This window comes from Escherichia sp. AM3 (genome assembly GCF_032029835.1).
Classification (GTDB): domain Bacteria; phylum Pseudomonadota; class Gammaproteobacteria; order Enterobacterales; family Enterobacteriaceae; genus Escherichia; species Escherichia coli.
Genome location: NZ_JAVUPQ010000067.1, coordinates 1 through 24185, shown reverse-complemented (window position 1 = coordinate 24185; position 24185 = coordinate 1). Strand labels below are relative to the sequence as shown.

Below are 24185 nucleotides of genomic sequence, written 5' to 3'. Positions count from 1 at the left end.
GCAGCATGATGAGGAGTCGGGGCTGTACTATAACCGTCACCGGTACTACGATCCGTTGCAGGGGCGGTATATCACCCAGGACCCGATTGGGCTGGCGGGGGGATGGAGTCTGTATGCGTATCCGCTGAATCCAGTGCAACACGTTGATCCATTAGGGCTTAGTACTATGATAATAGGTAACGGCCCCGTTCCTGATAATCCTTTTGGGCATGCTGCGGCGGCAAATCGATATGGATTAATGAGTTCGGGAACTGGGGATGAGATGGGAGCCTCTGTCTCTGATTATTTTAAAAAGATGCAACCCCGCAGAGATACCTGGATTTGGATAATAGATACAACAGATGAAGAAGAACAATGTATGATGAATAAGGCAATAGACCTTAATAAAAAACTAAAAACTATTAACCTCGGGCCTCTTCCTGTTGCAAATAATTGTTTTAGCCGGACGAACATGATTTTTGAGGCGTGCGGGTTTAGCAACCCCTCTATGAATACAAATGCGCCTATAAGCCTACAAGTGCTCGGTGAGTTATATGGATATCAAAGATATTTTATGCCTAAAGGTCCTTTCACTGGATTCCCATTTGAATTTCAAGAGGTAAAGTAAATGGAAATGCTTGGGAAGATATTAGTGATAATTATTTCCATGATAATTATATCTTGCGATTATTATAATGCTGGCATGGACTATCAAGATAATATAGCCCTCGAGCAAGTCGTAACATGGGATTCTGATAATATATTCACACCTAATATCTTTGAACATAATGGAAGATGTTTTATGAAGAAAAATGAAACATGGATGTTATTAAATGGAGATGCAACACCAAACATTAGAACAATGAGCAATAAGAAAATTGAATGCCTGGAGAAGAGTGAAGTAGAATGGGCTAGTAGGGTTTGCGACAGTATCACAGACAAGGAAAGGGAAAATCTGAAGGCATTAATATGTAGCAAACCAGCTAAATCAGTTAATACAGGCAAAAGACCAGCGTTAGGATATTGAAACCGGCACTGCACTATATCACTATTACAATATTCTGAGTGACTAGAGCAACTGCTCCGCCATCCGGGCTAGCAGTATGACGACGAATCCGAACTGCACTACAACTGGCAGCGGTACTACAATCCGGGACAGGGACGATATATCACCCAGGACCCGATAGGGCTGGCGGGGGGATTAAACCCGTACAGTTATGTTATGAACAATCCTGTGCAATGGATTGATCCATTGGGATTAGCTCATACTTCAGGAAAATGGAAGGACTGTGGTAAAGGTTGTCGAATCCGAATAGATGGCGATGCTGTTGGTGACGGAAGACATTTGCATTGGGAGTGTAAAAATGGGAGTGGTGTAATGGGGGAATTTGGAGGTATGTCCCATGGTGAGGATTACTCATCAGCACCAAATAGCATTAAGAAATGTGCAAAAAAATATGGTTTCGAGCCAGAACCAAGTAAAGATCTGTCATGCAAAACCTCCGGGCTATCAACTACTGATGCGGCTCTTGCAACTGGTGCTACAATTGGCGCAGGGTATGTTATATATAGAGTGATTCGATTTATACCTTCACTTGCACCACCTCTTTGGTGGTCAATACCTGCAAACGTTGTTACTCCATGATTAAAACGGATAATGGAGATCATATAATGAGCGATTTTGACATTGTGAGTTCAATTGACTGGCATGATGGGGTTTTGTTAGAAGTAAAAACGACATTCAAAGAATCTCATTTTAACATGACGTTATTTATTGACATTTATAAAAGTGAGAATATTAGGGAAAAAATGATAGTTGAATTTTCTGATATAGATGATTTAGTGTTCGCTATGGATTCTGCTGAGTTAATCGATAATCACAAGTCAGGTAATATAAGTAATGGGTATATAAAGAAAATAAAAAACAAAAGGATATATAAATTTTTCCTTTATTTTTCTGATGGCTTATTAAGCATGTCATTTAAAAATTTACAATTAATAAAACCATTAGAGTAACCAAATAAAAAGGCTGGAGGAATCAGGGGAAGATCACGGTGTGCCGTAGGCACAAAGATGCAAAACGGGACATTTTGCATGTAATAAGCATAAGCTTGTGAAGAGATGGTGGCAGGCCCACCGGGATCTGCTGTCGGAAGTCGGTCCCAAACAACCCCGGCTGCTGTGGTAAAGAGCCATGGTAGTGAGTGCAGGGGGAACGATCAGACGCGATCTGATCCTGTGTGAGATACAGTGAGATGAGTAAACCCGAACCTGTGTTGAAACGTCGTTAGTCCTAAGAGGCATCAAAACCGGAGGCATGATGATACCGCCGGGATAAATTTACGGGTGAATTCCGAATGCTGCGTGAAAGGTGTCCGGCGTATAGCAGGCATGACGCTGTATCAGGCTCTTTGCAGGAACTACGGGAACCGGTCGTCGCAATGTCAAGAGAGAAATACAAATAACCGAAATTATGAGTATGAGAGTATCGATGTGCGAAACCGGGGCAGAGCTGTTCGTAGTAGTGAGGAAGCGTTTGTAATGAACGTGGAGCGAAGGGGCAGCGTCGGGCAGTCTGCATCACAGCCCAACTGTAAACAGGAGGAGGCTGCGGGTGAACAGACAAAACCGTTTCAGGTCAGTAAATTGCATGTGGTGGAAGCGTACCGGCGGGTAAAGGCGAATGCCGGAGCTGCCGGAGTGGATAACCAGACGCTGAAAGATTTTGAGCGGGATCTGAAAGGAAATCTGTACAAAATCTGGAACCGGTTATCGTCGGGAAGCTGGATGCCGCCGCCAGTGCGTGCGGTGGAAATTCCGAAGAAGGATGGCAGTAAAAGACTTTTAGGAATACCGACAGTAAGCGATCGAATAGCGCAGATGACGGTGCTGGTAACGTTTGAACCATTAGTGGAGCGTTATTTCCTGAATGATTCATACGGATACCGGCATGGAAAATCAGCGCTGGATGCAATAGCAGTCACCAGAAAACGTTGCTGGCAATACGACTGGTATCTTGAGTTTGATATTAAAGGTTTATTCGATAATATCCCCCACGATTTATTACTCAGGGCAGTGGATAAACATTGTGCGGATAAATGGGTAAGACTGTCTATTCGCAGGTGGCTGACAGCGCCGGTGCAGATGCCGGATGGAACACTAAAGGAAAGAAATAAAGGTACGCCACAGGGTGGAGTCATCAGTCCGGTACTGGCGAATTTATTTCTGCACTATGTGTTTGATAAATGGCTGTCGTTACTTTATCCGGAAATTCCCTGGTGTCGTTATGCAGATGATGGATTAATTCATTGTGGCAGTAAACAACAAGCAGAGGAATTACTGAATAAACTGGCAAAACCTTTTCAGGAATGTGGACTGGAATTACATCCGGAGAAAACGAAAATAGTTTACTGCAAAGACAGCGAACGACAGGCGAACCACGAAACAGTGCAGTTTAATTTTCTGGGGTATACGTTCAGAGCGCGAAGAGCACGTAATCAGCGAAGGGGAAATCTCTTTACGAGTTTCAGTCTGGCGGTGAGTAACAGTGCGCAGAAAGACATGATCGGAAAACTCAGGAAACTGCGGCTCAGACGCAGGGTGGAAATGAGTCTTGAAGATATTGCGAAAAGGCTGAATCCGATGATATCGGGGTGGCTGAATTATTACGCGAAATACTACAAGTCAGCGATGAAGAAAGTATGCAGATATATTAATCTGACGCTGATTGCGTGGGCGAGAAAGAAATACAAGACCCTGCGGTATAAAAAGACGAAGGCGTGTCAGTTAATGGAAAGACTGTCGAAAGAGAAGCTGGAGCTATTTGCCCACTGGAAAGCAGGACCAGGAAGCGCGTTTGCCTGACAGGAGCCGTATGAAGCGAGAGTTTCACGTACGGTTCTGCGAGAGGCTGTCGGGGAGGTTCCGGTGGCCTACTCACTAGAAGTACACTTTTTGTACTAAATAATTCGCATTTTATGTTTAAAAATTGAGATATTCCTCATTACCTAAAGCTATTTTTTATTGCTTATACATGATCAAATACTCCTTACATAATTAAGGAGAACAAAATGGAACTTAAAAAATTGATGGAACATATTTCTATTATCCCCGATTACAGACAAGCCTGGAAAATGGAACATAAGTTATCGGATATTCTACTGTTGACTATTTGTGCCGTTATTTCGGGTACAGAAGGTTGGGAAGATATAGAGGATTTTGGGGAAACACATCTCGATTTTTTGAAGCAATATGGTGATTTTGAAAATGGTATTCCTGTTCACGATACCATTGCCAGAGTTGTATCCTGTATCAGCCCTACAAAATTTCATGAGTGCTTTATTAACTGGATGCGTGATTGTCATTCTTCAGATGATAAAGACGTCATTGCAATTGATGGAAAAACGCTCCGGCATTCTTATGATAAGAGTCGCCGCAGGGGAGCGATTCATGTCATTAGTGCGTTCTCAACAATGCACAGTCTGGTCATCGGACAGATCAAGACGGATGATAAATCTAATGAGATTACAGCTATCCCAGAACTTCTTAACATGCTGGATATTAAAGGAAAAATCATCACAACTGATGCGATGGGTTGCCAGAAAGATATAGCAGAGAAGATACAAAAACAGGGAGGTGATTATTTATTCGCGGTGAAAGGAAACCAGGGGTGGCTAAATAAAGCCTTTGAGGAAAAATTTCCGCTGAAAGAATTAAATAATCCAGAGCATGACAGTTACGCAATTTGTGAAAAGAGTCACGGCAGAGAAGAAATCCGTATTCATATTGTTTGCGATGTCCCTGATGAACTTATTGATTTCACGTTTGAATGGAAAGGACTGAAAATTCACAATGTGTGTTAATTTTACTGACATCTTTCAAAAGGAGCACAATCATGCCGCACATCGACATTAAATGTTTTCCGCGTGAACTGGACGAACAACAAAAAGCAGCACTTGCTGCAGATATTACCGACGTTATTATTCGCCATCTGAACAGTAAAGACAGTTCGATAAGCATTGCTCTACAGCAGATTCAACCAGAATCTTGGCAAGCTATCTGGGATGCCGAAATCGCGCCCCAAATGGAGGCTTTGATAAAGAAACCTGGTTACAGCATGTAATGCTTAACCCGCCGTAACTCGCTTGCCGCTGGTAACAAACGTGCCAGCACCTAAATGATGCAACGTATTGAGCTTATCATCATCAAACTGCCAGCGGCCTTCGACAAATACCCGTGCGTCTGCCGCTGCTGATACCACCTCGCCAAACAGCGTGTCGTATTTTTGTTGCGCAGAAGTCGCAGGTAGCAGGCGGCACTCCATCCACGCCAGGCATTTCTCTTCAACAAGTGGCAAACCAAGCACCGGACCTTTCACAACCGGAATGCCATAGCAATTAAATTTATCTTCATCACGCCCCGACACACTTCCCACCGCCCACGTCCAGTTAGTTGCTGCAACGCCCGGGATAACGATGCCAAATTTACCGTTATGTTCAATCAACTCCCTGGTCCATGTCGATTTATCTACCACAATCGCCACGCGTGGAGGTTCAAACTCCACCGGCATTGACCAGGCTGAAGCCATAATGTTACGCCGCTGGGATTGCTCATCGAAACTGGTGATCAAGACCGTTGGGCCATGATTTAACAGACGGCTGGCATGGTGTAATTCTATGGGGATGAATCGGCTCATGGTATCGCCTCGCGAAGAAGGTTTTTTTAAGCGTAGTCCGTAACGCAATAAGTAACGAAATTAACGGGATTGGCGATTTGCGAACGTGATGCATGTACGCGATCGCACAAAATAGCCGGTGCGGCGTCTATTCCAGGTTATAAGTTGAGAAAACCACTAAGGGAAACGCCTGATGACGCCCATTCTGAATCACTATTTTGCCCGTATTAACTGGTCGGGAGCTGCTGCGGTCAATATTGATACGCTTCGTGCATTGCACCTGAAACACAATTGCACCATTCCGTTTGAAAACCTCGACGTTTTGCTGCCGAGGGAAATACAGCTTGATAATCAATCGCTGGAAGAGAAACTGGTGATAGCCCGTCGTGGCGGTTACTGTTTTGAGCAGAATGGCGTGTTTGAGCGGGTGTTACGCGAGCTGGGGTTTAACGTTCGCAGCTTGTTAGGGCGCGTAGTGTTATCAAATCCGCCAGCATTACCGCCGCGCACCCATCGTTTGCTGTTGGTGGAACTGGAAGAGGAAAAATGGATTGCTGATGTCGGTTTCGGTGGGCAGACGCTAACCGCGCCGATTCGTTTAGTTCCCGATCTCGTGCAGACCACGCCACACGGAGAGTATCGGTTGTTGCAGGAGGGTGATGATTGGGTGTTGCAGTTTAATCATCATCAGCACTGGCAGTCGATGTACCGTTTTGATCTCTGCGAGCAGCAACAAAGCGATTATGTGATGGGCAATTTCTGGTCGGCGCACTGGCCGCAGTCGCATTTTCGCCATCATTTGCTGATGTGCCGCCATTTGCCGGACGGCGGCAAGCTGACACTGACCAATTTTCATTTTACCCATTATGAAAATGGGCACGCGGTGGAGCAGCGAAATCTACCGGATGTGGCGTCATTATATGCTGTGATGCAAGAACAGTTTGGTCTGGGCGTGGATGATGCGAAACATGGCTTTACCGTGGATGAGTTAGCGCTGGTGATGGCGGCGTTTGATACGCACCCGGAGGCGGGAAAATAATTTATGTCAGGTTGCCGGATGCGGCGTAAACGCCTTATCCGGCATACATTAGCTCGGTTGTAGACCTGATAAGCGAAGCGCATCAGGCAACGATTTCAGAGTTTAATTGCCCATTCGGCATGAAACAAAATCACCGCCGCGCCAGAAATGGTGACTTTTTCCGGTTGGTTATCACGAATTGTCACCGTCACTTCAATCACGCCGTCACGCCCCAATGCGCGCCCCTGATGGCCTTTAACACGCAGCACCTTGCCATCGTGGGGCAATACGTTGTGATGTACCAACCATGCACCCATCGGGCCATTGGCATTGCCAGTCACCGGATCTTCCACAATACCAATCGCAGGCGAGAACATGCGACCATCGGTTTCGTTTTTGCCTGGACGGATCTGGAACGGGAAGAAACCATTGCAGCCAATCTGTTTACTGATAGCGGTCAGCGCATTAAGGTCAGGCGAAAGAGCGTCGATATCCACTTCCGGCTTCAATGGGATCATCACTTTAGAATGCCCGGTCGTCGCGACCTGGATCGGCAAACCCGGCAGAATATCGTCTTCAGTAAGATGCAATGCGTTGATAATCGCCGCGCGTACTTCACCCTCCAGCGGCAGTTCAAAGCCCGGCGTACCTTGTTCCAGCGAAATACGATAATCATCGTTGTGCTTTTCGATAGTCACGCGATGTTTTCCTGCCAGCGATGTTTGCCAGATCGTGCAATTTCCTAAACCTAACACCTTCGCACGTACATAGTGCGCAGCTACTGTCGCGTGACCGCAAATCGGCACTTCAACCGTTGGCGTAAAGTAGCGGATGCGCACATCGCTGTCGTCGCTGTGCAGCAGAAAAGCAGTTTCCGAATGGCCTAACTCGCGGGCGATAAGCTGCATTTGCGCTTCGCTAAGATTATCGGCGGGGAAAACAACACCGGCAGAATTGCCGCGAAACGGTTGTGAGGTAAAAGCATCGACGTGGTACACCTGCGGTTTCATTAACGTTCTCCTGTGACTGGAGAACTATCATAGCCTGCAAGTGGCCGGAGAGCGAAGGGCTATCCGGCCAGGGTGAAATTATCGCCGCGAACGCACAATTTGATATCGACGAGTAAAGTACTCAAACGGCGCGCTCCACACATGCACCAGTCGGGTGAACGGGAAGAGCAGGAAGATGGTCATTCCCAACACCAGATGCAGGCGGAAGACGAACGCTACGCCGTTGAGCATCTCTGACGATCCACCACGGAAAGTGACAATGCTTTGCGCCCAACCCACCAGCTTCATCATTTCGCTACCATCAGGATACTGTGCTGAAAACGGTATGGTACTTAGCCCCAACAGACACTGGATCAGCAAAATGCTCATGATGATGATATCCGGCGTAGTGGAAGTGGCACGCACGCGCTGATTTGTCAGCCTGCGCCACAGCAGTCCTGCGCCGCCAATCAACGTCAACACACCGCAAATACCGCCGAGCACCATCGCCATGAGTTGTTTCGCTGCCACTGGCAAAAACCACGCGTACATCCAGTGCGGCGTTAACATGCCGAACAAGTGCCCGAAGAAAATCCCCAAAATGCCGATATGGAACAGATTCGACCATATCACCATCCCGCGTTTATCGAGCATTTGACTTGAGGAGGCGCGCCAGGTGTACTGCCCGTAGTCGTAGCGCAGCCAGCTGCCGAGGAAAAACACCGTCGCACAAATGTACGGGTAGATATCGTAAAAAAAGACGTTCAGATACTGAATCATTTCCCACCTCCCGCACTGATGTCGACATATTGCGGCGCGACATCCTGGCTAAAGCGTCGCTGATATTGATTAAGCGGCGAGCTGTCACACGCCGTGGCGTTATCTTCAATAAACTTCACCTGTTCCTCTTCCCACACTGCATCAAGCGCCTGGCGGGTGTCATCGCGCTCTTCGCTGTTTACTTGTTTTGTGACACTGTCACTTGAAAGGGAGCTTCCCGCCAGTTGCAGCAGAGCATCAAACAACGCGTACCACGGTGCCTCGCGTTGTTTTAAGCGACCGCCAAGCAGGGCGAGGATCGGCGCAACATTGAGCAATCCTTCTTTCGCCTGATCGTCAGGCAGTACGCTTAAATACTCCAGATACAGCGGTAGATAATCGGGCAGTTCCCGACAATCCAGTTGCAGGCCGACCTTTTCATACTCCGCCAGCAGGTCCACCATTGCCTGGCCGCGATCGCGGGACTCGGCATGAACATGTTCGAACAGCAGCAGCGATGTGGTACGTCCACGGTCAAACACTTCGCACCATTCGGCCTGTTTATCCAGCAGCGGCGCGTTAAGCAGGTTGTGGGTGAAATCCGTAAGCATCGGCGCGTCGCGGCGGATCAACGCCAGCGCGTCCTCCTTGCATTCCCACAACAGCTCGTCCGGATACTCCATCAACAGGCCGATCACTTTGAGGATCTGCATTATTCGCCCTCCGCTTTGTCGCGCACTTCGGTGATGTTGATGGCATCGATACGGCTACTGTTGAACAGGTTGAATTTGCTGTCCGAGCCGTGACAACCGTCGCCAAAGGTAAAACCGCAGCCGTTGCGTTCTGCGAAGGCATCGCCCGCCATTTCCCGATGGCTCGTCGGGATGACAAAACGATCTTCATAGTTGGCAATGGCGAGGTAACGATACATCTCTTCGACTTGGGCGACGCTCAGGCCTACTTCGTCGATGGCACGAGTATCAGTAACGCCTTCCACGGTTTGTGAACGCATATAGTGGCGCATCGCCATCATCCGTTTCAGCGCCCGCAGTACCGGACCGGTATCGCCGGCACTCAACATATTGGCGAGATATTGCACCGGAATACGCAGGCTTTCGATGGCGGGCAGCACGCCTTCGCTTTTCGGCAAACCGCCCGCATCTGCGTAGGACTGAATCGGCGACAGCGGAGGAACGTACCAGACCATTGGCAGGGTGCGATATTCAGGGTGCAGCGGTAGCGCCAGTTTCCAGTCCATCGCCATTTTGTAGACAGGCGAACGCTGGGCAGCTTCAATCACGTTTTGTGGAATACCTTGTTTCAGGGCTTCCTCGATCACTGAGGGATCGTGTGGATCGAGGAACACTTCGCACTGACGTTCATAGAGGTCAACTTCGCGCTCGGTGCTCGCCGCTTCCTCAATGCGGTCGGCGTCGTAAAGCAGCACGCCCAGATACCGGATGCGACCCACGCAGGTTTCTGAGCACACGGTGGGTTGGCCTGACTCAATTCGCGGATAACAGAAGATACATTTTTCTGACTTGCCGCTTTTCCAGTTGAAGTAGATTTTTTTGTACGGACAACCGCTAATGCACAAACGCCAGCCACGGCATTTATCCTGATCAATCAGCACAATGCCGTCTTCTTCGCGTTTGTAGATAGCGCCGCTTGGGCAGGTCGCCACGCAACTGGGATTGAGGCAGTGTTCGCACAGGCGCGGCAGGTACATCATGAAGGTGTTTTCAAACTGCCCGTACATCTCCTTTTGCATGGCCTCGAAGTTGCGGTCGCGGGCACGTTTTTCAAACTCGCCGCCCAGCAGTTCTTCCCAGTTTGGCCCCCAGATCACTTTGTCCATCCGCTTACCGTCAATCAGCGAACGCGGGCGAGCAGTAGGGATATGTTTGCCTTCCGGTGCGCTATGCAAATGTTCGTAGTCGAAGGTGAAAGGTTCGTAGTAATCATCAATCTGCGGCACCACCGGGTTGGCGAAGATTTTGGTTATTACGCCCATCTTGCTACCCAGACGCGGGCGTATCTTGCCATTCACATCGCGGACCCAGCCGCCTTGCCACTCTTCCTGATCTTCCCAGTTTTTCGGATAACCAATGCCCGGTTTGGTTTCGACGTTGTTAAACCATGCGTACTCCATGCCTTCGCGTCCGGTCCAGACGTTTTTACAGGTCACCGAACAGGTATGGCAGCCGATACATTTGTCGAGGTTAAGCACCATGCCGACTTGCGAACGTATTTTCATTTTTTCGCCTCCTGTACCTGATCGCGATCTTCATCATCCAGCCAGTTAACGTTCTTCATCTTGCGGATCATGATGAACTCATCGCGGTTCGATCCGACGGTGCCGTAGTAGTTAAAGCCCCAGGCCAGCTGCGCGTAACCGCCAATCATATGCGTTGGTTTCGGGCAAACGCGGGTAACCGAGTTATGAATACCGCCGCGCATGCCAGTTACTTCCGAACCAGGAATATTCATAATGCGTTCCTGAGCGTGATACATCATGGTCATACCCGGCGGTACACGTTGGCTGACCACCGCGCGGGCCGTCAGCGCGCCATTGGCGTTAAACACTTCCACCCAGTCGTTATCGACAATGGTCAGTTCTCGGGCATCGGTTTCGCTGATCCAGACAATCGGTCCACCGCGAGAGAGCGTCAGCATTAGCAGGTTTTCACTGTAGGTTGAGTGAATGCCCCATTTCTGGTGCGGCGTCAGGAAGTTAAGTGCTTTTTCCGGGAAGTCGTTTGGCGGTATCTGGCGCATCTCACTGACGCTACGGGTGTCGATAGGCGGGCGATAAGCCACCAGGCTTTCACCAAAAGCACGCATCCACGGATGATCCTGATAGAGCTGCTGGCGTCCCGACAGCGTGCGCCACGGAATTAACTCATGAACGTTGGTGTATCCCGCGTTATAGGAGACGTGATCGCTTTCCAGACCAGACCATGTGGGGCTGGAGATAATTTTACGTGGCTGCGCCTGAATATCGCGAAAGCGAATCTTCTCGTCCTCTTTGTGCAGCGCCAGATGGGTATGTTCGCGTCCGGTGATCTCGCCCAGCGCCTGCCACGCTTTAACTGCAACATGACCGTTTGTTTCTGGTGCCAGTGCCAGAATCACTTCTGAAGCGTCAATGGCGGTGTCAATCAGCGGACGCCCCTGCGCTGGGCCATCACGCTTGGTGTAATTGAGTTTACCGAGGAAATCGATTTCATCCTGCGTATTCCACGAAATCCCTTTACCGCCGTTGCCAAGTTTGTCCATCAATGGCCCGAGCGAGGTAAAGCGTTCATAGGTAGCAGGGTAGTCGCGCTCCACCGCCACAATATTGGGTGCGGTTTTACCTGGAATCAGATCGCATTCGCCTTTGCGCCAGTCGAGGACTTCACACGGCTGTGAGAGCTCTGCCGGAGAGTCGTGCAGCAGTGGTTGTAATACCACGTCGGTTTCTTTGCCAAGATGACCCACGCACACTTGCGAAAATGCTTTGGCAATACCTTTGTAGATTTCCCAGTCGCTGCGTGACTCCCAGGCCGGATCGACTGCCGCAGAAAGTGGATGAATAAACGGATGCATATCCGAGGTATTCATATCGTCTTTTTCGTACCAGGTGGCGGTAGGCAGAACAATATCGGAGAACAGGCAGGTGCTGGACATGCGGAAGTCGAGCGTCACCAGCAGGTCGAGCTTGCCTTCAATCGCCGCAGTTTGCCACTCGACTTCTTCCGGTTTGATCCCGTCGCTGGCACCGAGTTCCTCGCCCTGAATCCCGCTTTCGGTCCCCAGCAGATACTTCTGCATATACTCGTGGCCTTTGCCGGAGGAGCCAAGCAGGTTAGAACGCCAGACAAACAAATTACGCGGATGATTGCTGCCGCTATCTGGTTGTTCGCAGGCCATACGTAAATCGCCCGATTTCAGCGCCTGGGCGGTAAATTCTGTGGGGGATAATCCTGCTTTGTCGGCTTCAGCTTTAATCCCGAGCGGGTTACGCCCCAGCTGCGGCGCAGAGGGCAGCCAGCCCATACGTTCGGCGCGAACGTTGAAATCAATCAGATGACCGCTGTACTTACTGGCATCGGCGAGCGGTGAAAGTAACTCCTGCGCAGAGACTTTTTCATAGCGCCATTGGCTGGAATGATTGTAGAAAAACGAGGTACTGTTCATCTGGCGCGGTGGGCGGTTCCAGTCGAGCGCAAAGGCCAGCGGCAACCAGCCGGTTTGTGGGCGCAGTTTTTCCTGACCGACATAATGCGCCCAGCCGCCGCCGCTTTGCCCGACACAACCGCAGAAGATCAGCATATTGATCATCCCACGGTAGTTCATATCCATGTGATACCAGTGGTTGACGCCAGCACCGAGGATAATCATTGAGCGCCCATGCGTTTTATGGGCAGTATCGGCAAATTCACGAGCGATGGTTTCAATATACTGGCGCGGCACGCCGGTAATTTGCTCACCCCAGGCTGGGGTGTACGGTTTGATTTCAGCGTAATCTTTCGCACTGTTTTCATCTTCCAGCCCGCGATCGAGGCCGTAATTCGCCAGTACCAAATCATAAACGCTGACCACCGGACAGGTGTTGCCATCGACTAACGTCAGGTTTTTAACGGGCAATTGGCGCACCAGCACCGGATTGTGTTTTACGCTGCGAAAATGCGGATTTTCAATGCCGCCAAAGTAGGGGAAGGCCACGCCTGCAACAGCGTCATGTTGACCGAGCAGGGTTAACGACAATTCGGTTTCCGTACCGGCGGCAATGGATTCCAGATTCCATTTGCCTTTTTCTCCCCAGCGGAAACCAATCGAACCGTTCGGCACTACCAATTCACCTGCGGTATTAACTGCTACGGTTTTCCACTGCGGATTGTTGCTTTCGCCCAGTCCATCCACCAGGTCAGATGCGCGGATCATGCGCCCGGGAACGTAGCTACCATCGTCGCGAGGCTCCAGCATTACCAGCATCGGCATGTCGCTGTAGCGGCGGCAGTAGTTGATAAAGTAGTCGCTGGGATTATCGAGATGAAACTCTTTTAAAATCACATGGCCCATTGCCATCGCCAGGGCGCTATCAGTGCCTTGTTTCGGTGCCAGCCACTGGTCGCACAATTTGGCCACTTCAGAGTAGTCAGGGGTAATGGCGATGGTTTTAGTGCCTTTGTAGCGTACTTCGGTAAAGAAGTGGGCGTCCGGCGTACGTGTCTGCGGTACGTTAGACCCCCAGGCGATGATGTAGCTGGAGTTATACCAGTCGGCAGATTCCGGTACGTCGGTTTGCTCGCCCCAGGTCATCGGCGAGGCGGGCGGCAGGTCGCAATACCAGTCGTAGAAACTTAAACAGGTGCCGCCAAGCAGCGACAGATAACGCGTTCCGGCGGCGTAAGAAACCATCGACATCGCCGGGATCGGCGAGAAACCGGCAACGCGATCCGGGCCGTAGGTTTTGATGGTCCAGACGTTAGCGGCGGCAATCAGCTGGTTTAGTTCCTGCCAGTTGGAGCGGATAAACCCGCCGCGCCCACGCACTTGTTTGTAGCTCAGGCACTTTTGCGGATCGTTCATAATCGATGCCCACGCCAGTACCGGATCGCTGTGTTGCTTGAGGGCTTCGCGCCACAGTTCAATCAGTCGTTTACGAATGAGCGGGTATTTCAGGCGGTTAGCGCTGTAAAGATACCAGGAGTAACTTGCGCCACGCGGGCAGCCGCGAGGTTCATGATTGGGCAGGTCAGGGCGAGTGCGCGGGTAGTCGGTCTGTTGGATTTCCCAGGTCACCAGACCATTTTTAACGTAGATTTTCCAGCTACAGGAGCCTGTACAGTTAACACCGTGGGTGGAACGCACGATTTTGTCGAACTGCCAACGCTGGCGATAGCTGTCCTCCCAGTCGCGGTTGCTATGCATCACCTGTCCGTGACCATCGGCAAAGGTTTCGCCCTTTTGTTTGAAGTAGCGAAAGCGATCCAAAAGTTTACTCATGACATGACTCCTGCTCCAGGAATGAATTGGGATCTGATGCCTTGTCGGATGCGACACGGTTGTACATCAGGCATCGATCTCTTATTTTTGGCTGAACTTCCGCCGACCATAAACCAGCCAGGTCAGCAGCACACAAACGATGTAGAAGATTAAAAACACTTTCATCGCGCCGACCGGAGAGCCGGTCATATTGAGCGACATGCCAAACGCCTGCGGAATAAAAAAGCCGCCCACTGCGCCAATGGCTGAGATAAAGCCCAGAGCCGCCGCCGTTTCGGTGACGGCTTCTTTCTGAGCTTGCTCATCACTACCGCCTTTCATCTTTACCCGATAAATGGTTATCTGGCGAAAGATGACGGCGATCATCTGGAAAGTAGAACCACTTCCCAGACCCGCAGTCAGAAACAGCCCCATAAATACGGCGTAAAAGGCGATGAAATTACCGGAGCCTGTGCCCGGTAAGGTAAGGAACAGCAGGGCACTGAAAATCGCCATAAAAATAAAGTTGATCAACGTCACCCGCACGCCGCCGAACTTATCGGAAATAGCACCACCAACCGACCGCGCGATGGCACCGATAAATGGGCCAAAGAACGCCAGGCGCAGAATATTCACATCCGGGAACTGGGTTTTTGCCAGCATGGCAAAACCCGCAGAAAAACCGATAAACGAACCGAAGGTGGCAAGGTAAAGCAGGCTCAGCAGCCAGAGATGCAGGCGTTGTAAGACAGGGAGCTGGTCGGCAATTGAGGCGCGTGAACTGGCGATATCATTCATCCCTGACCATGCGGCGATCGTGGCAATCGCCAGTAGCGGTACCCAAATCCATGCGGCATTCGCCAGCGACATCACCGAACCGTCGGCCTGCGGTACGCCATTGACGCCGAGAAAGGCAAATACAGGTACAAAAATGACCAGCGGTGCAACCAGCTGCATTACACTTACACCTAAGTTTCCTAATCCGCCATTAATCCCAAGAGCGCTCCCTTGTTTGGCTTTTGGAAAGAAGAAACTGATATTGCCCATGCTCGAAGCAAAGTTTGCACCTGCAAAACCGCATAGCAAAGCGATAACGATAAATATCCCAAAAGGAGTATTCGGATTTTGCACGGCAATTCCGAGCCAGACGCAAGGAATAATCAGGATTGCAGTACTAAAAACCGTCCATCGGCGTCCACCGAATATAGGCACCATAAAGGAGTAGGGAACACGCAATAATGCGCCAGAAACGGAGGGTAATGCGGTTAATAAAAAGAGTTGATCGGTAGTAAAATTAAAACCGATTTTATTGAGATTAACGGTAACTGTGCTAAATAGCATCCAGACACAGAAGGCAAGAAGTAGACAACTGACTGATATCCAGAGGTTTCTTCGAGCAATATGTTTTCCTTTATTTTCCCAGAAGGCCGGATTTTCTGGTTTCCAGTCGCGTAAAAGATAACGACTATTTTTCTCATTTTGCAGTGCCATATTGTTCCTCACATGCACACATTGGTAATGAAAAAAGACAAAACAGGAGGTAAGGCGCAATAGCCAGTTATTAGAATTAAGGATGAATTGGGTGAAGTGCTGATTGAAAGAATAGATAAGAAAGCGTAACCGCGGGGGCAGAATGGGGATTAAGTAGCCAGATATGTGTTACTAAATGTAACTAACAAGCTAACCTTCAAACGGGGGTTAATCTTTGAACGTATGTCATGTTTCAACCCTTCAGATCGTGAATCTAAAGGGTTACATATTAACTATATTATCAACAAGACCAGACACTTATAGAATTAGTGATGATTTATTCACTAAAAAGGCCATGAACTGGAGGAAAACGATCTGTCCAGAAGGTCTATCGGTTCCTCTCTTATTGCCTGATTGTAATAATCGTTATTACAGTAAGTATTGTTTATTTCATCTAAGGTCATGTTTTTAACTTTTATATTCCTCTGGTTTACAACTTCCTCTGTCTTGTAAGTGTGTATATTATATGGGGTATATGCTTTTTTAATAGGATAGTGAAACAATTCGTTATCCACATCTATTCCGTCAGAGTGAACTTCAAATGCACCAGGCGAAAGAATTGCCAGGCCAGTATTAAGCTTAAGTGCTGGGGAAAATAAATTAAATAACATGAGCTGCATAGTAGGGCAATTGTTCTTCCCAGAAACATTTAAAAAATTTAAGTTTTTGCTCTGTTTTATTATGGGGAATAAAGTTCCAATATCGGATGTATTATTAGTATCAATGTGGGTTATTTTATTATTGTCCAGTCTTAAACTTTTGATAGATGGAAGATAAGTCAGGAAATCAAGATTTATATATTTCAACTGGTTGTTAGCAGCGTTTAATGTCTGAACATTGCAGAAGTTGCTATAGAATATTTTAATTTCAGAAAGCAAATTGTTGTTAATAAGTAACGTATTCAAGTTGGGAAATAAGTCATTGTGTAAACTTGTTAGTTTATTATGGGATAGATCCAGCAGTAAGAGTTCATTTTTATTACCTGCAACAATATCAGTTAATTGATTATGGCTGAGATTCAGGTATTGCAGCCATTCGCAAGATTCTAATTGCACAAACTCTAGTTGATTATGTGCCGCACTAAAATAAGTAACTGATGAAAGCCTATCTATATCAATATTTCTGAGAGCATTATTATTCATAGATATATGTGTAATACTTACATTTCTGCCTTGAGGAAAATTTATTGACTCAAGAGTATTACTATTCAGACTTAGCTTTACGAGTCTATCGTAGTTGGTTGCATCAAAATGTGTGAGTTGGTTATTATCAAGATTGATAGAGGTGAAGTTTTGCAGCCCTGGTGGTTGAGTGGTTAAATTAAGTCCTGATAAATCAATGGTCACTTCATTAGTGTCATCAATTATATTTCTTACTGCAGTCCAGTACTGCATTTGTGCAAGTGGATCATTGTTGATGCCGTTAACTAATACATGCCAAAGATGTTTTGATGATATTAGTTGATCAATGTCATTGGTTGGCAGTAAATTGTTATTGCTTAAGTTTAAATATTCCAGTTTTGTAGTGTTTTTGGCGTTTAAATGTGCAATATGGTTGTCGTTTAAAGTGATTGTTTTCATCCTGGGATGATTGTGTGATATAAGGTCAGTGATCATATTGTGATGGGCACTTAACTCAATCAGAGATTCTTGCCGCGCGAGCCGTTGGCTTCATCGTTATAGCCTTTAAAATCATATTCCCAGTGACCAAAACCAATCATTTGATCATTGATTTGCGTTTCTCCTTTAAAGCCGAGACGGGCATAAGTTTTATCACCATCGTCACGCTTATCATCAGTAAAATAACGTAGAGCGGTAACCTTGCCATAAAGGTCGAGTTTATTACCATCCTTGTTATAGACTTCGGCAGCGTGTGCTACGTTCGCAGCTAACAAACCAGTTACAACCACCGCAACTATTTTTAATTTCATTTAACAGAATCCTTTTAATTATCGTTAAACGTATTTTCTAAACGAATTTTAAACGGCGTCATTTATAAATGACATACTGTTTTTAAATTAGAATGGTGATTAAAAACAATGAGAAAAATAGATGAAATAATATTATTTATCGATATGTGATCGAAGTCGAAATGAGATATAAGGTGAATTACTGGTATTCGAAATTTATTTTTTAATATTGTCGGAATTTATCTGATTAACTGCCAGGCCGTAGACCCGGCAATTATTTTAACCACGACGTGTCGCCAGCCAGCAGAGCAGGGAACCGCCGCAGACCATTAGCGCGCCTTGCCAGAACGAGAACGACAGCGGGGCGCTGAGCAGCACGGCTGCAAGCGCTGAGGAAAGTACGGGCGTAAAATACGAACCTACCGCTATTATGGTGACGTTACCATGCAATATACCGACATTCCATGCAGCATAAGCAAATCCTAAGGTAAATGCCGCAGAGATGAGTTTAATCATGACGGGTGTGCTAAATACCATTTCTGGTTGTGGCGTGAGAAAATAGTAAACCCACAGACTTGCTCCCGTTAGCAGGACAAAAACGGTAATTCCATTAAATCCGCGGGCGTATTTATTCGTTACTGTGCAGTAGGCTGCCCAGATAAACGCACCAATGAACGCCAGGAAATAACTCAATGGGCTGGTGGTGATATTATTGATGATTTCATCATAATGTAACCCATTGTCACCGCCTAACACCCAGCAGACGCCGACGAGGGCTAATAATAATCCAGGTACAATCAGCCAGTTGGTTTTCTGACCATTAAACAGAATGGCAAAGAGAATTGTCAGGCTGGGCCACAGATAGTTCACCATACCCACTTCAATCGCCTGATGACGGGTCGCCGCATACCCTAAGGAAAGCGCCAGACAGATTTCATAGCTGACGAATAACAGACTCCCGGCGAGTAAATAGCCTTTCGGGATTTGCCGAATACGCGGAAATCCAACCGTGAAGATTAACAGCAGCCCGCTTAATGAATAGATAGCAGCTGCGCCGCCGACCGGGCCGAGCCCCTCACTGACACCGCGAATCAATCCTACCATCGTGCTCCACAGGACGATCGCTATTAGCCCTATGAGCGTTGCTTTTTGTCGTGTCATGCTCGCTGTTTTGTCTCTCTTGCCGTTAAAAATTAAGCTGAATTTTATAGCATTTTTTTAACTGGCCTGTCAGGCAGTGGTGCGTTTTTCTACCGCTATTGAGGTAGGTCAATTTGCGCAGGCGGATTATTTTGTGGCAAACACGTGTTCTTTTTGATTTCGCGCAAAAAGATTCAGAATTTTACTGTTAGTTTCCTCGCGCAGTAATACCCCTGAAAAAAGAGGAAAGCAATGGACGTCAGTCGCAGACAATTTTTTAAAATCTGCGCGGGCGGTATGGCTGGAACAACAGTAGCGGCATTGGGCTTTGCCCCGAAGCAAGCACTGGCTCAGGCGCGAAACTACAAATTATTACGCGCTAAAGAGATCCGTAACACCTGCACATACTGTTCCGTAGGTTGCGGGCTATTGATGTATAGCCTGGGTGATGGCGCGAAAAACGCCAGAGAAGCGATTTATCACATTGAAGGTGATCCGGATCATCCGGTAAGCCGTGGTGCGCTGTGCCCGAAAGGGGCCGGTTTGCTGGATTACGTCAACAGCGAAAACCGTCTGCGCTACCCGGAATATCGTGCGCCAGGTTCTGACAAATGGCAGCGCATTAGCTGGGAAGAAGCATTCTCCCGTATTGCGAAGCTGATGAAAGCTGACCGTGACGCTAACTTTATTGAAAAGAACGAGCAGGGCGTAACGGTAAACCGTTGGCTTTCTACCGGTATGCTGTGTGCTTCCGGTGCCAGCAACGAAACCGGGATGCTGACCCAGAAATTTGCCCGCTCCCTCGGGATGCTGGCGGTAGACAACCAGGCGCGCGTCTGACACGGACCAACGGTAGCAAGTCTTGCTCCAACATTTGGTCGCGGTGCGATGACCAACCACTGGGTGGATATCAAAAACGCTAACGTCGTAATGGTAATGGGCGGTAACGCTGCTGAAGCGCATCCCGTCGGTTTCCGCTGGGCGATGGAAGCGAAAAACAACAACGATGCAACCTTGATCGTTGTCGATCCCCGTTTTACGCGTACCGCTTCTGTAGCGGATATTTACGCACCTATTCGTTCCGGTACGGACATTACGTTCCTGTCTGGCGTTTTGCGCTACCTGATCGAAAACAACAAAATCAACGCCGAATACGTTAAGCATTACACCAACGCCAGCTTGCTGGTGCGTGATGATTTTGCTTTCGAAGACGGTCTGTTCAGCGGCTACGACGCTGAAAAACGGCAATACGATAAATCGTCCTGGAACTATCAGTTCGATGAAAACGGCTATGCGAAACGCGATGAAACACTGACTCATCCGCGCTGTGTGTGGAACCTGCTGAAAGCGCACGTTTCCCGCTACACGCCGGACGTTGTTGAAAACATCTGTGGTACGCCAAAAGCCGACTTCCTGAAAGTGTGTGAAGTGCTGGCCTCCACCAGCGCACCGGATCGCACAACCACCTTCCTGTACGCGCTGGGCTGGACGCAGCACACCGTGGGTGCGCAGAACATCCGTACTATGGCGATGATCCAGTTGCTGCTCGGTAACATGGGTATGGCCGGTGGCGGTGTGAACGCATTGCGTGGTCACTCCAACATTCAGGGTCTGACTGACTTAGGTCTGCTCTCTACCAGCCTGCCAGGTTATCTGACGCTGCCGTCAGAAAAACAGGTTGATTTGCAGTCGTATCTGGAAGCGAACACGCCTAAAGCGACGCTGGCTGATCAGGTGAACTACTGGAGCAACTATCCGAAGTTCTTCGTTAGCCTGATGAAATCTTTCTATGGCGATGCCGCGCAGAAAGAGAACAACTGGGGCTATGACTGGCTGCCGAAGTGGGACCAGACCTACGACGTCATCAAGTATTTCAACATGATGGACGAAGGCAAAGTCACCGGTTATTTCTGCCAGGGCTTTAACCCGGTTGCGTCCTTCCCGGATAAAAACAAAGTGGTGAGCTGCCTGAGCAAACTGAAGTACATGGTGGTTATCGATCCGCTGGTGACTGAAACCTCTACCTTCTGGCAGAACCACGGCGAGTCGAACGATGTCGATCCGGCGTCTATTCAGACTGAAGTATTCCGTCTGCCTTCGACCTGCTTTGCCGAAGAAGATGGTTCTATCGCTAACTCCGGTCGCTGGTTGCAGTGGCACTGGAAAGGTCAGGACGCGCCGGGCGAAGCGCGTAACGACGGCGAAATTCTGGCGGGTATCTACCATCATCTGCGCGAGCTGTACCAGGCCGAAGGTGGTAAAGGCGTAGAACCGCTGATGAAGATGAGCTGGAACTACAAGCAGCCGCACGAACCGCAATCTGACGAAGTGGCAAAAGAGAACAACGGCTATGCGCTGGAAGATCTCTATGACGCAAATGGCGTGCTGATTGCGAAGAAAGGTCAGTTGCTGAGTAGCTTTGCGCATCTGCGTGATGACGGTACAACCGCATCTTCTTGCTGGATCTACACCGGTAGCTGGACAGAGCAGGGCAACCAGATGGCTAACCGCGATAACTCCGACCCGTCCGGTCTGGGGAATACGCTTGGATGGGCCTGGGCGTGGCCGCTCAACCGTCGCGTGCTGTACAACCGTGCTTCGGCGGATATCAACGGTAAACCGTGGGATCCGAAACGGATGCTGATCCAGTGGAACGGCAGCAAGTGGACGGGTAACGATATTCCTGACTTCGGCAATGCCGCACCGGGTACGCCAACCGGGCCGTTTATCATGCAGCCGGAAGGGATGGGACGCCTGTTTGCCATCAACAAAATGGCGGAAGGTCCGTTCCCGGAACACTACGAGCCGATTGAAACGCCGCTGGGCACTAACCCGCTGCATCCGAACGTGGTGTCTAACCCGGTTGTTCGTCTGTATGAACAAGACGCGCTGCGGATGGGTAAAAAAGAGCAGTTCCCGTATGTGGGTACGACCTATCGTCTGACCGAGCACTTCCACACCTGGACCAAGCACGCATTGCTCAACGCAATTGCTCAGCCGGAACAGTTTGTGGAAATCAGCGAAACGCTGGCGGCGGCGAAAGGCATTAATAATGGCGATCGTGTCACTGTCTCAAGCAAACGTGGCTTTATCCGCGCGGTGGCAGTGGTAACGCGCCGTCTGAAGCCGCTGAATGTAAACGGTCAGCAGGTTGAAACGGTGGGTATTCCAATCCACTGGGGCTTTGAGGGTGTCGCGCGTAAAGGTTATATCGCTAACACTCTGACGCCGAATGTCGGTGATGCAAACTCGCAAACGCCGGAATATAAAGCGTTCTTAGTCAACATCGAGAAGGCGTAAGGGGGCGAACAGATGGCTATGGAAACGCAGGACATTATCAAAAGGTCCGCAACTAACTCCATCACGCCGCCTTCTCAGGTGCGTGATTACAAAGCAGAAGTCGCAAAACTTATCGACGTTTCCACCTGTATCGGTTGTAAAGCCTGTCAGGTGGCGTGTTCGGAGTGGAACGACATCCGTGATGAAGTGGGGCACTGCGTCGGGGTTTACGATAACCCCGCCGATCTGAGCGCCAAGTCCTGGACGGTGATGCGCTTTAGCGAAACCGAACAGAACGGCAAGCTGGAGTGGCTGATCCGTAAAGACGGCTGTATGCACTGTGAAGATCCGGGCTGCCTTAAGGCGTGCCCGTCTGCTGGTGCAATCATTCAGTACGCTAACGGGATTGTCGATTTCCAGTCGGAAAACTGCATCGGCTGTGGTTACTGCATTGCCGGGTGTCCGTTTAATATTCCGCGCCTCAACAAAGAGGATAACCGGGTATATAAATGCACGCTCTGCGTCGATCGCGTCAGCGTCGGCCAGGAACCGGCTTGTGTGAAAACCTGTCCGACCGGGGCTATCCACTTCGGCACCAAGAAGGAGATGCTGGAGCTGGCGGAACAGCGCGTGGCGAAACTGAAAGCGCGTGGTTACGAACATGCTGGCGTCTACAACCCGGAAGGGGTCGGTGGTACGCACGTTATGTACGTGCTGCATCACGCCGATCAGCCGGAGCTGTATCACGGTCTGCCGAAAGATCCGAAGATCGACACCTCGGTAAGCCTGTGGAAAGGCGCGTTGAAACCGCTGGCAGCGGCTGGCTTTATTGCCACTTTTGCCGGGTTGATTTTCCACTACATCGGTATTGGCCCGAATAAGGAAGTGGACGATGACGAGGAGGATCATCATGAGTAAGTCGAAAATGATTGTGCGCACCAAATTTATTGATCGCGCCTGTCACTGGACCGTGGTGATTTGCTTCTTCCTGGTGGCGCTGTCCGGGATTTCGTTCTTCTTCCCGACGCTGCAATGGCTGACGCAAACCTTCGGTACGCCGCAGATGGGACGCATTTTGCACCCGTTCTTCGGCATTGCGATTTTCGTCGCACTGATGTTTATGTTTGTGCGTTTTGTGCATCACAACATCCCGGATAAGAAAGATATTCCGTGGCTGTTGAACATTGTCGAAGTATTAAAAGGCAATGAGCACAAAGTGGCGGATGTTGGTAAGTACAACGCCGGGCAAAAGATGATGTTCTGGTCGATCATGAGCATGATTTTCGTGCTGCTGGTGACCGGGGTGATTATCTGGCGTCCGTACTTTGCGCAGTACTTCCCGATGCAGGTTGTTCGCTACAGCCTGCTGATCCACGCGGCTGCCGGCATCATCCTGATCCACGCCATCCTGATCCATATGTATATGGCATTTTGGGTGAAAGGATCGATTAAAGGGATGATCGAAGGGAAGGTAAGTCGTCGCTGGGCGAAGAAACACCATCCGCGCTGGTATCGTGAAATCGAGAAGGCAGAAGCGAAAAAAGAGAGTGAAGAAGGGATATAATCTCTTTTGAACTTTAAGCTGAAAATGGCGCTGTAAAAGGCGCCATTTTCATATTGTAGACAACGTAGGCTTTGTTCATGCCGGATGCGGCGTGAACGCCTTATCCGGCATGAAAACCCTTCAAATCCAATAGATTGCAGTGAACGTGTAGGCCTGATAAGCGTAGCGCATCAGGCAATGTTGCGTTTGTCATCAGTTTCAAATGGCGCTGTAAAAGGCGTCATTTTCATATTGTAGACAACGTAGGCTTTGTTCATGCCGGATGCGGCGTGAACGCCTTATCCGGCCTACAACCCCTTCAAATCCAATAGATTGCAGTGAACGTGTAGGCCTGATAAGCGTAGCGCATCAGGCAATGTTGCGTTTGTCAT

18 protein-coding genes and 3 pseudogenes are annotated in these 24185 nt (G+C 48.9%); 11 read left to right on the top strand and 10 right to left on the bottom strand.

Features of this window, described 5'->3' with window-relative positions; all coding sequences use genetic code 11:
• The 7 genes and pseudogenes from RTW80_RS19060 to pptA form a co-directional block, all read left to right on the top strand.
• Nucleotides 1-607 (top strand): RHS repeat-associated core domain-containing protein (locus RTW80_RS19060; protein ID WP_312719850.1); only part of this gene is annotated, 607 nt, incomplete at its 5' end.
• A complete protein-coding gene (locus RTW80_RS19055; RefSeq protein WP_000425544.1) occupies nt 608-1006 on the top strand; it encodes a hypothetical protein in 399 nt (132 codons plus the stop codon).
• A gap of 42 nt (nt 1007-1048) precedes the next feature.
• Nucleotides 1049-1624, top strand: a pseudogene (locus RTW80_RS19050) (RHS repeat-associated core domain-containing protein); the annotation flags it as partial.
• Nucleotides 1625-1650: 26 nt separating this feature from the next.
• Entirely contained in the window at nt 1651-1995 is a 345-nt protein-coding gene (locus tag RTW80_RS19045; RefSeq protein WP_001279016.1) for a hypothetical protein, read from the top strand.
• 525 nt (nt 1996-2520) lie between these two features.
• The gene (gene ltrA / locus RTW80_RS19040) at nt 2521-3843 is read left to right on the top strand and encodes a group II intron reverse transcriptase/maturase (RefSeq protein ID WP_001100282.1); all 1323 of its coding nucleotides are present in this window, start codon (nt 2521-2523) and stop codon (nt 3841-3843) included.
• Between the two features lie 206 nt (nt 3844-4049).
• A pseudogene (locus RTW80_RS19035) lies at nt 4050-4823 on the top strand (ISAs1 family transposase); the annotation flags it as partial.
• Nucleotides 4824-4873: 50 nt separating this feature from the next.
• On the top strand, nt 4874-5101 hold the full coding sequence (gene pptA, locus RTW80_RS19030) for a tautomerase PptA (protein WP_001120141.1): 228 nt from the start codon (nt 4874-4876) through the stop codon (nt 5099-5101).
• Between the two features lie 3 nt (nt 5102-5104).
• Here pptA and RTW80_RS19025 read toward each other — a convergent pair whose 3' ends face one another.
• On the bottom strand, nt 5105-5674 hold the full coding sequence (locus tag RTW80_RS19025; protein WP_000085906.1) for a flavin reductase family protein: 570 nt from the start codon (nt 5672-5674) through the stop codon (nt 5105-5107).
• A gap of 172 nt (nt 5675-5846) precedes the next feature.
• Between RTW80_RS19025 and nhoA the strand changes: the two genes are divergently transcribed.
• Nucleotides 5847-6692: an N-hydroxyarylamine O-acetyltransferase gene (gene nhoA / locus RTW80_RS19020; RefSeq protein ID WP_000187921.1), complete on the top strand. Its 846-nt coding sequence runs from the start codon at nt 5847-5849 to the stop codon at nt 6690-6692.
• A gap of 95 nt (nt 6693-6787) precedes the next feature.
• On the opposite strand, the gene RTW80_RS19015 is transcribed toward nhoA, so the two are convergent.
• The 9 genes and pseudogenes from RTW80_RS19015 to yddG all read right to left on the bottom strand — a co-directional run bounded on the left by RTW80_RS19015 (nt 6788) and on the right by yddG (nt 18992).
• On the bottom strand, nt 6788-7681 hold the full coding sequence (locus tag RTW80_RS19015; RefSeq protein ID WP_000804379.1) for a PhzF family isomerase: 894 nt from the start codon (nt 7679-7681) through the stop codon (nt 6788-6790).
• 78 nt (nt 7682-7759) lie between these two features.
• Entirely contained in the window at nt 7760-8440 is a 681-nt protein-coding gene (gene narI, locus RTW80_RS19010) for a respiratory nitrate reductase subunit gamma (RefSeq protein WP_000617115.1), read from the bottom strand.
• Nucleotides 8437-9132, bottom strand: coding sequence for a nitrate reductase molybdenum cofactor assembly chaperone (narW, locus tag RTW80_RS19005; RefSeq protein WP_001166353.1), 696 nt, complete (start codon nt 9130-9132; stop codon nt 8437-8439). The genes narI and narW overlap by 4 nt, the downstream gene beginning before the upstream one ends.
• Entirely contained in the window at nt 9132-10676 is a 1545-nt protein-coding gene (gene narH, locus RTW80_RS19000; protein WP_000702560.1) for a nitrate reductase subunit beta, read from the bottom strand. Before narH ends, narW begins: the two co-directional genes overlap by 1 nt.
• Nucleotides 10673-14413, bottom strand: a complete 3741-nt coding sequence (narZ, locus tag RTW80_RS18995) for a nitrate reductase Z subunit alpha (protein ID WP_001568843.1) — start codon at nt 14411-14413, stop codon at nt 10673-10675. Before narZ ends, narH begins: the two co-directional genes overlap by 4 nt.
• Nucleotides 14414-14494: 81 nt before the next feature.
• Nucleotides 14495-15883, bottom strand: coding sequence for a nitrate/nitrite transporter NarU (gene narU, locus RTW80_RS18990; RefSeq protein ID WP_063119206.1), 1389 nt, complete (start codon nt 15881-15883; stop codon nt 14495-14497).
• Between the two features lie 323 nt (nt 15884-16206).
• Nucleotides 16207-17538, bottom strand: coding sequence for a leucine-rich repeat domain-containing protein (locus RTW80_RS18985; protein ID WP_085448342.1), 1332 nt, complete (start codon nt 17536-17538; stop codon nt 16207-16209).
• Nucleotides 17539-17576: 38 nt separating this feature from the next.
• Nucleotides 17577-17852, bottom strand: a pseudogene (locus tag RTW80_RS18980) (porin); the annotation flags it as partial.
• 258 nt (nt 17853-18110) lie between these two features.
• Entirely contained in the window at nt 18111-18992 is an 882-nt protein-coding gene (gene yddG / locus RTW80_RS18975) for an aromatic amino acid efflux DMT transporter YddG (protein ID WP_074152901.1), read from the bottom strand.
• Between the two features lie 231 nt (nt 18993-19223).
• On the opposite strand from yddG, the gene fdnG reads away from it, so the two are divergent.
• From fdnG to fdnI, 3 genes are read left to right on the top strand one after another with little or no spacing between them, the layout of a single operon-like run.
• Nucleotides 19224-22271 carry a formate dehydrogenase-N subunit alpha gene (gene fdnG / locus RTW80_RS18970; RefSeq protein WP_011310214.1) on the top strand — a complete coding sequence of 1016 codons (3048 nt, stop codon included), beginning with the start codon at nt 19224-19226 and terminating at the stop codon, nt 22269-22271.
• A gap of 12 nt (nt 22272-22283) precedes the next feature.
• Nucleotides 22284-23168, top strand: a complete 885-nt coding sequence (fdnH, locus tag RTW80_RS18965) for a formate dehydrogenase N subunit beta (protein WP_001240582.1) — start codon at nt 22284-22286, stop codon at nt 23166-23168.
• Nucleotides 23161-23814 carry a formate dehydrogenase-N subunit gamma gene (gene fdnI / locus RTW80_RS18960; protein WP_000045648.1) on the top strand — a complete coding sequence of 218 codons (654 nt, stop codon included), beginning with the start codon at nt 23161-23163 and terminating at the stop codon, nt 23812-23814. Before fdnH ends, fdnI begins: the two co-directional genes overlap by 8 nt.
• Nucleotides 23815-24185: the final 371 nt, after the last annotated feature.

Excerpts from the sequence above, each read along its gene's own strand:
- yddG (WP_074152901.1), bottom strand. The coding sequence starts at position 18,992 with ATGACACGACAAAAAGCAACGCTCATAGGGCTAATAGCGATCGTCCTG.
- narH (WP_000702560.1), bottom strand. The coding sequence starts at position 10,676 with ATGAAAATACGTTCGCAAGTCGGCATGGTGCTTAACCTCGACAAATGT.
- pptA (WP_001120141.1), top strand. The coding sequence starts at position 4,874 with ATGCCGCACATCGACATTAAATGTTTTCCGCGTGAACTGGACGAACAA.
- fdnI (WP_000045648.1), top strand. The coding sequence starts at position 23,161 with ATGAGTAAGTCGAAAATGATTGTGCGCACCAAATTTATTGATCGCGCC.
- narU (WP_063119206.1), bottom strand. The coding sequence starts at position 15,883 with ATGGCACTGCAAAATGAGAAAAATAGTCGTTATCTTTTACGCGACTGG.
- narI (WP_000617115.1), bottom strand. The coding sequence starts at position 8,440 with ATGATTCAGTATCTGAACGTCTTTTTTTACGATATCTACCCGTACATT.
- RTW80_RS19055 (WP_000425544.1), top strand. The coding sequence starts at position 608 with ATGGAAATGCTTGGGAAGATATTAGTGATAATTATTTCCATGATAATT.
- RTW80_RS19015 (WP_000804379.1), bottom strand. The coding sequence starts at position 7,681 with ATGAAACCGCAGGTGTACCACGTCGATGCTTTTACCTCACAACCGTTT.
- fdnH (WP_001240582.1), top strand. The coding sequence starts at position 22,284 with ATGGCTATGGAAACGCAGGACATTATCAAAAGGTCCGCAACTAACTCC.
- nhoA (WP_000187921.1), top strand. The coding sequence starts at position 5,847 with ATGACGCCCATTCTGAATCACTATTTTGCCCGTATTAACTGGTCGGGA.
- RTW80_RS19045 (WP_001279016.1), top strand. The coding sequence starts at position 1,651 with ATGAGCGATTTTGACATTGTGAGTTCAATTGACTGGCATGATGGGGTT.
- RTW80_RS19025 (WP_000085906.1), bottom strand. The coding sequence starts at position 5,674 with ATGAGCCGATTCATCCCCATAGAATTACACCATGCCAGCCGTCTGTTA.
- narZ (WP_001568843.1), bottom strand. The coding sequence starts at position 14,413 with ATGAGTAAACTTTTGGATCGCTTTCGCTACTTCAAACAAAAGGGCGAA.
- RTW80_RS18985 (WP_085448342.1), bottom strand. The coding sequence starts at position 17,538 with ATGATCACTGACCTTATATCACACAATCATCCCAGGATGAAAACAATC.
- narW (WP_001166353.1), bottom strand. The coding sequence starts at position 9,132 with ATGCAGATCCTCAAAGTGATCGGCCTGTTGATGGAGTATCCGGACGAG.
- ltrA (WP_001100282.1), top strand. The coding sequence starts at position 2,521 with ATGAACGTGGAGCGAAGGGGCAGCGTCGGGCAGTCTGCATCACAGCCC.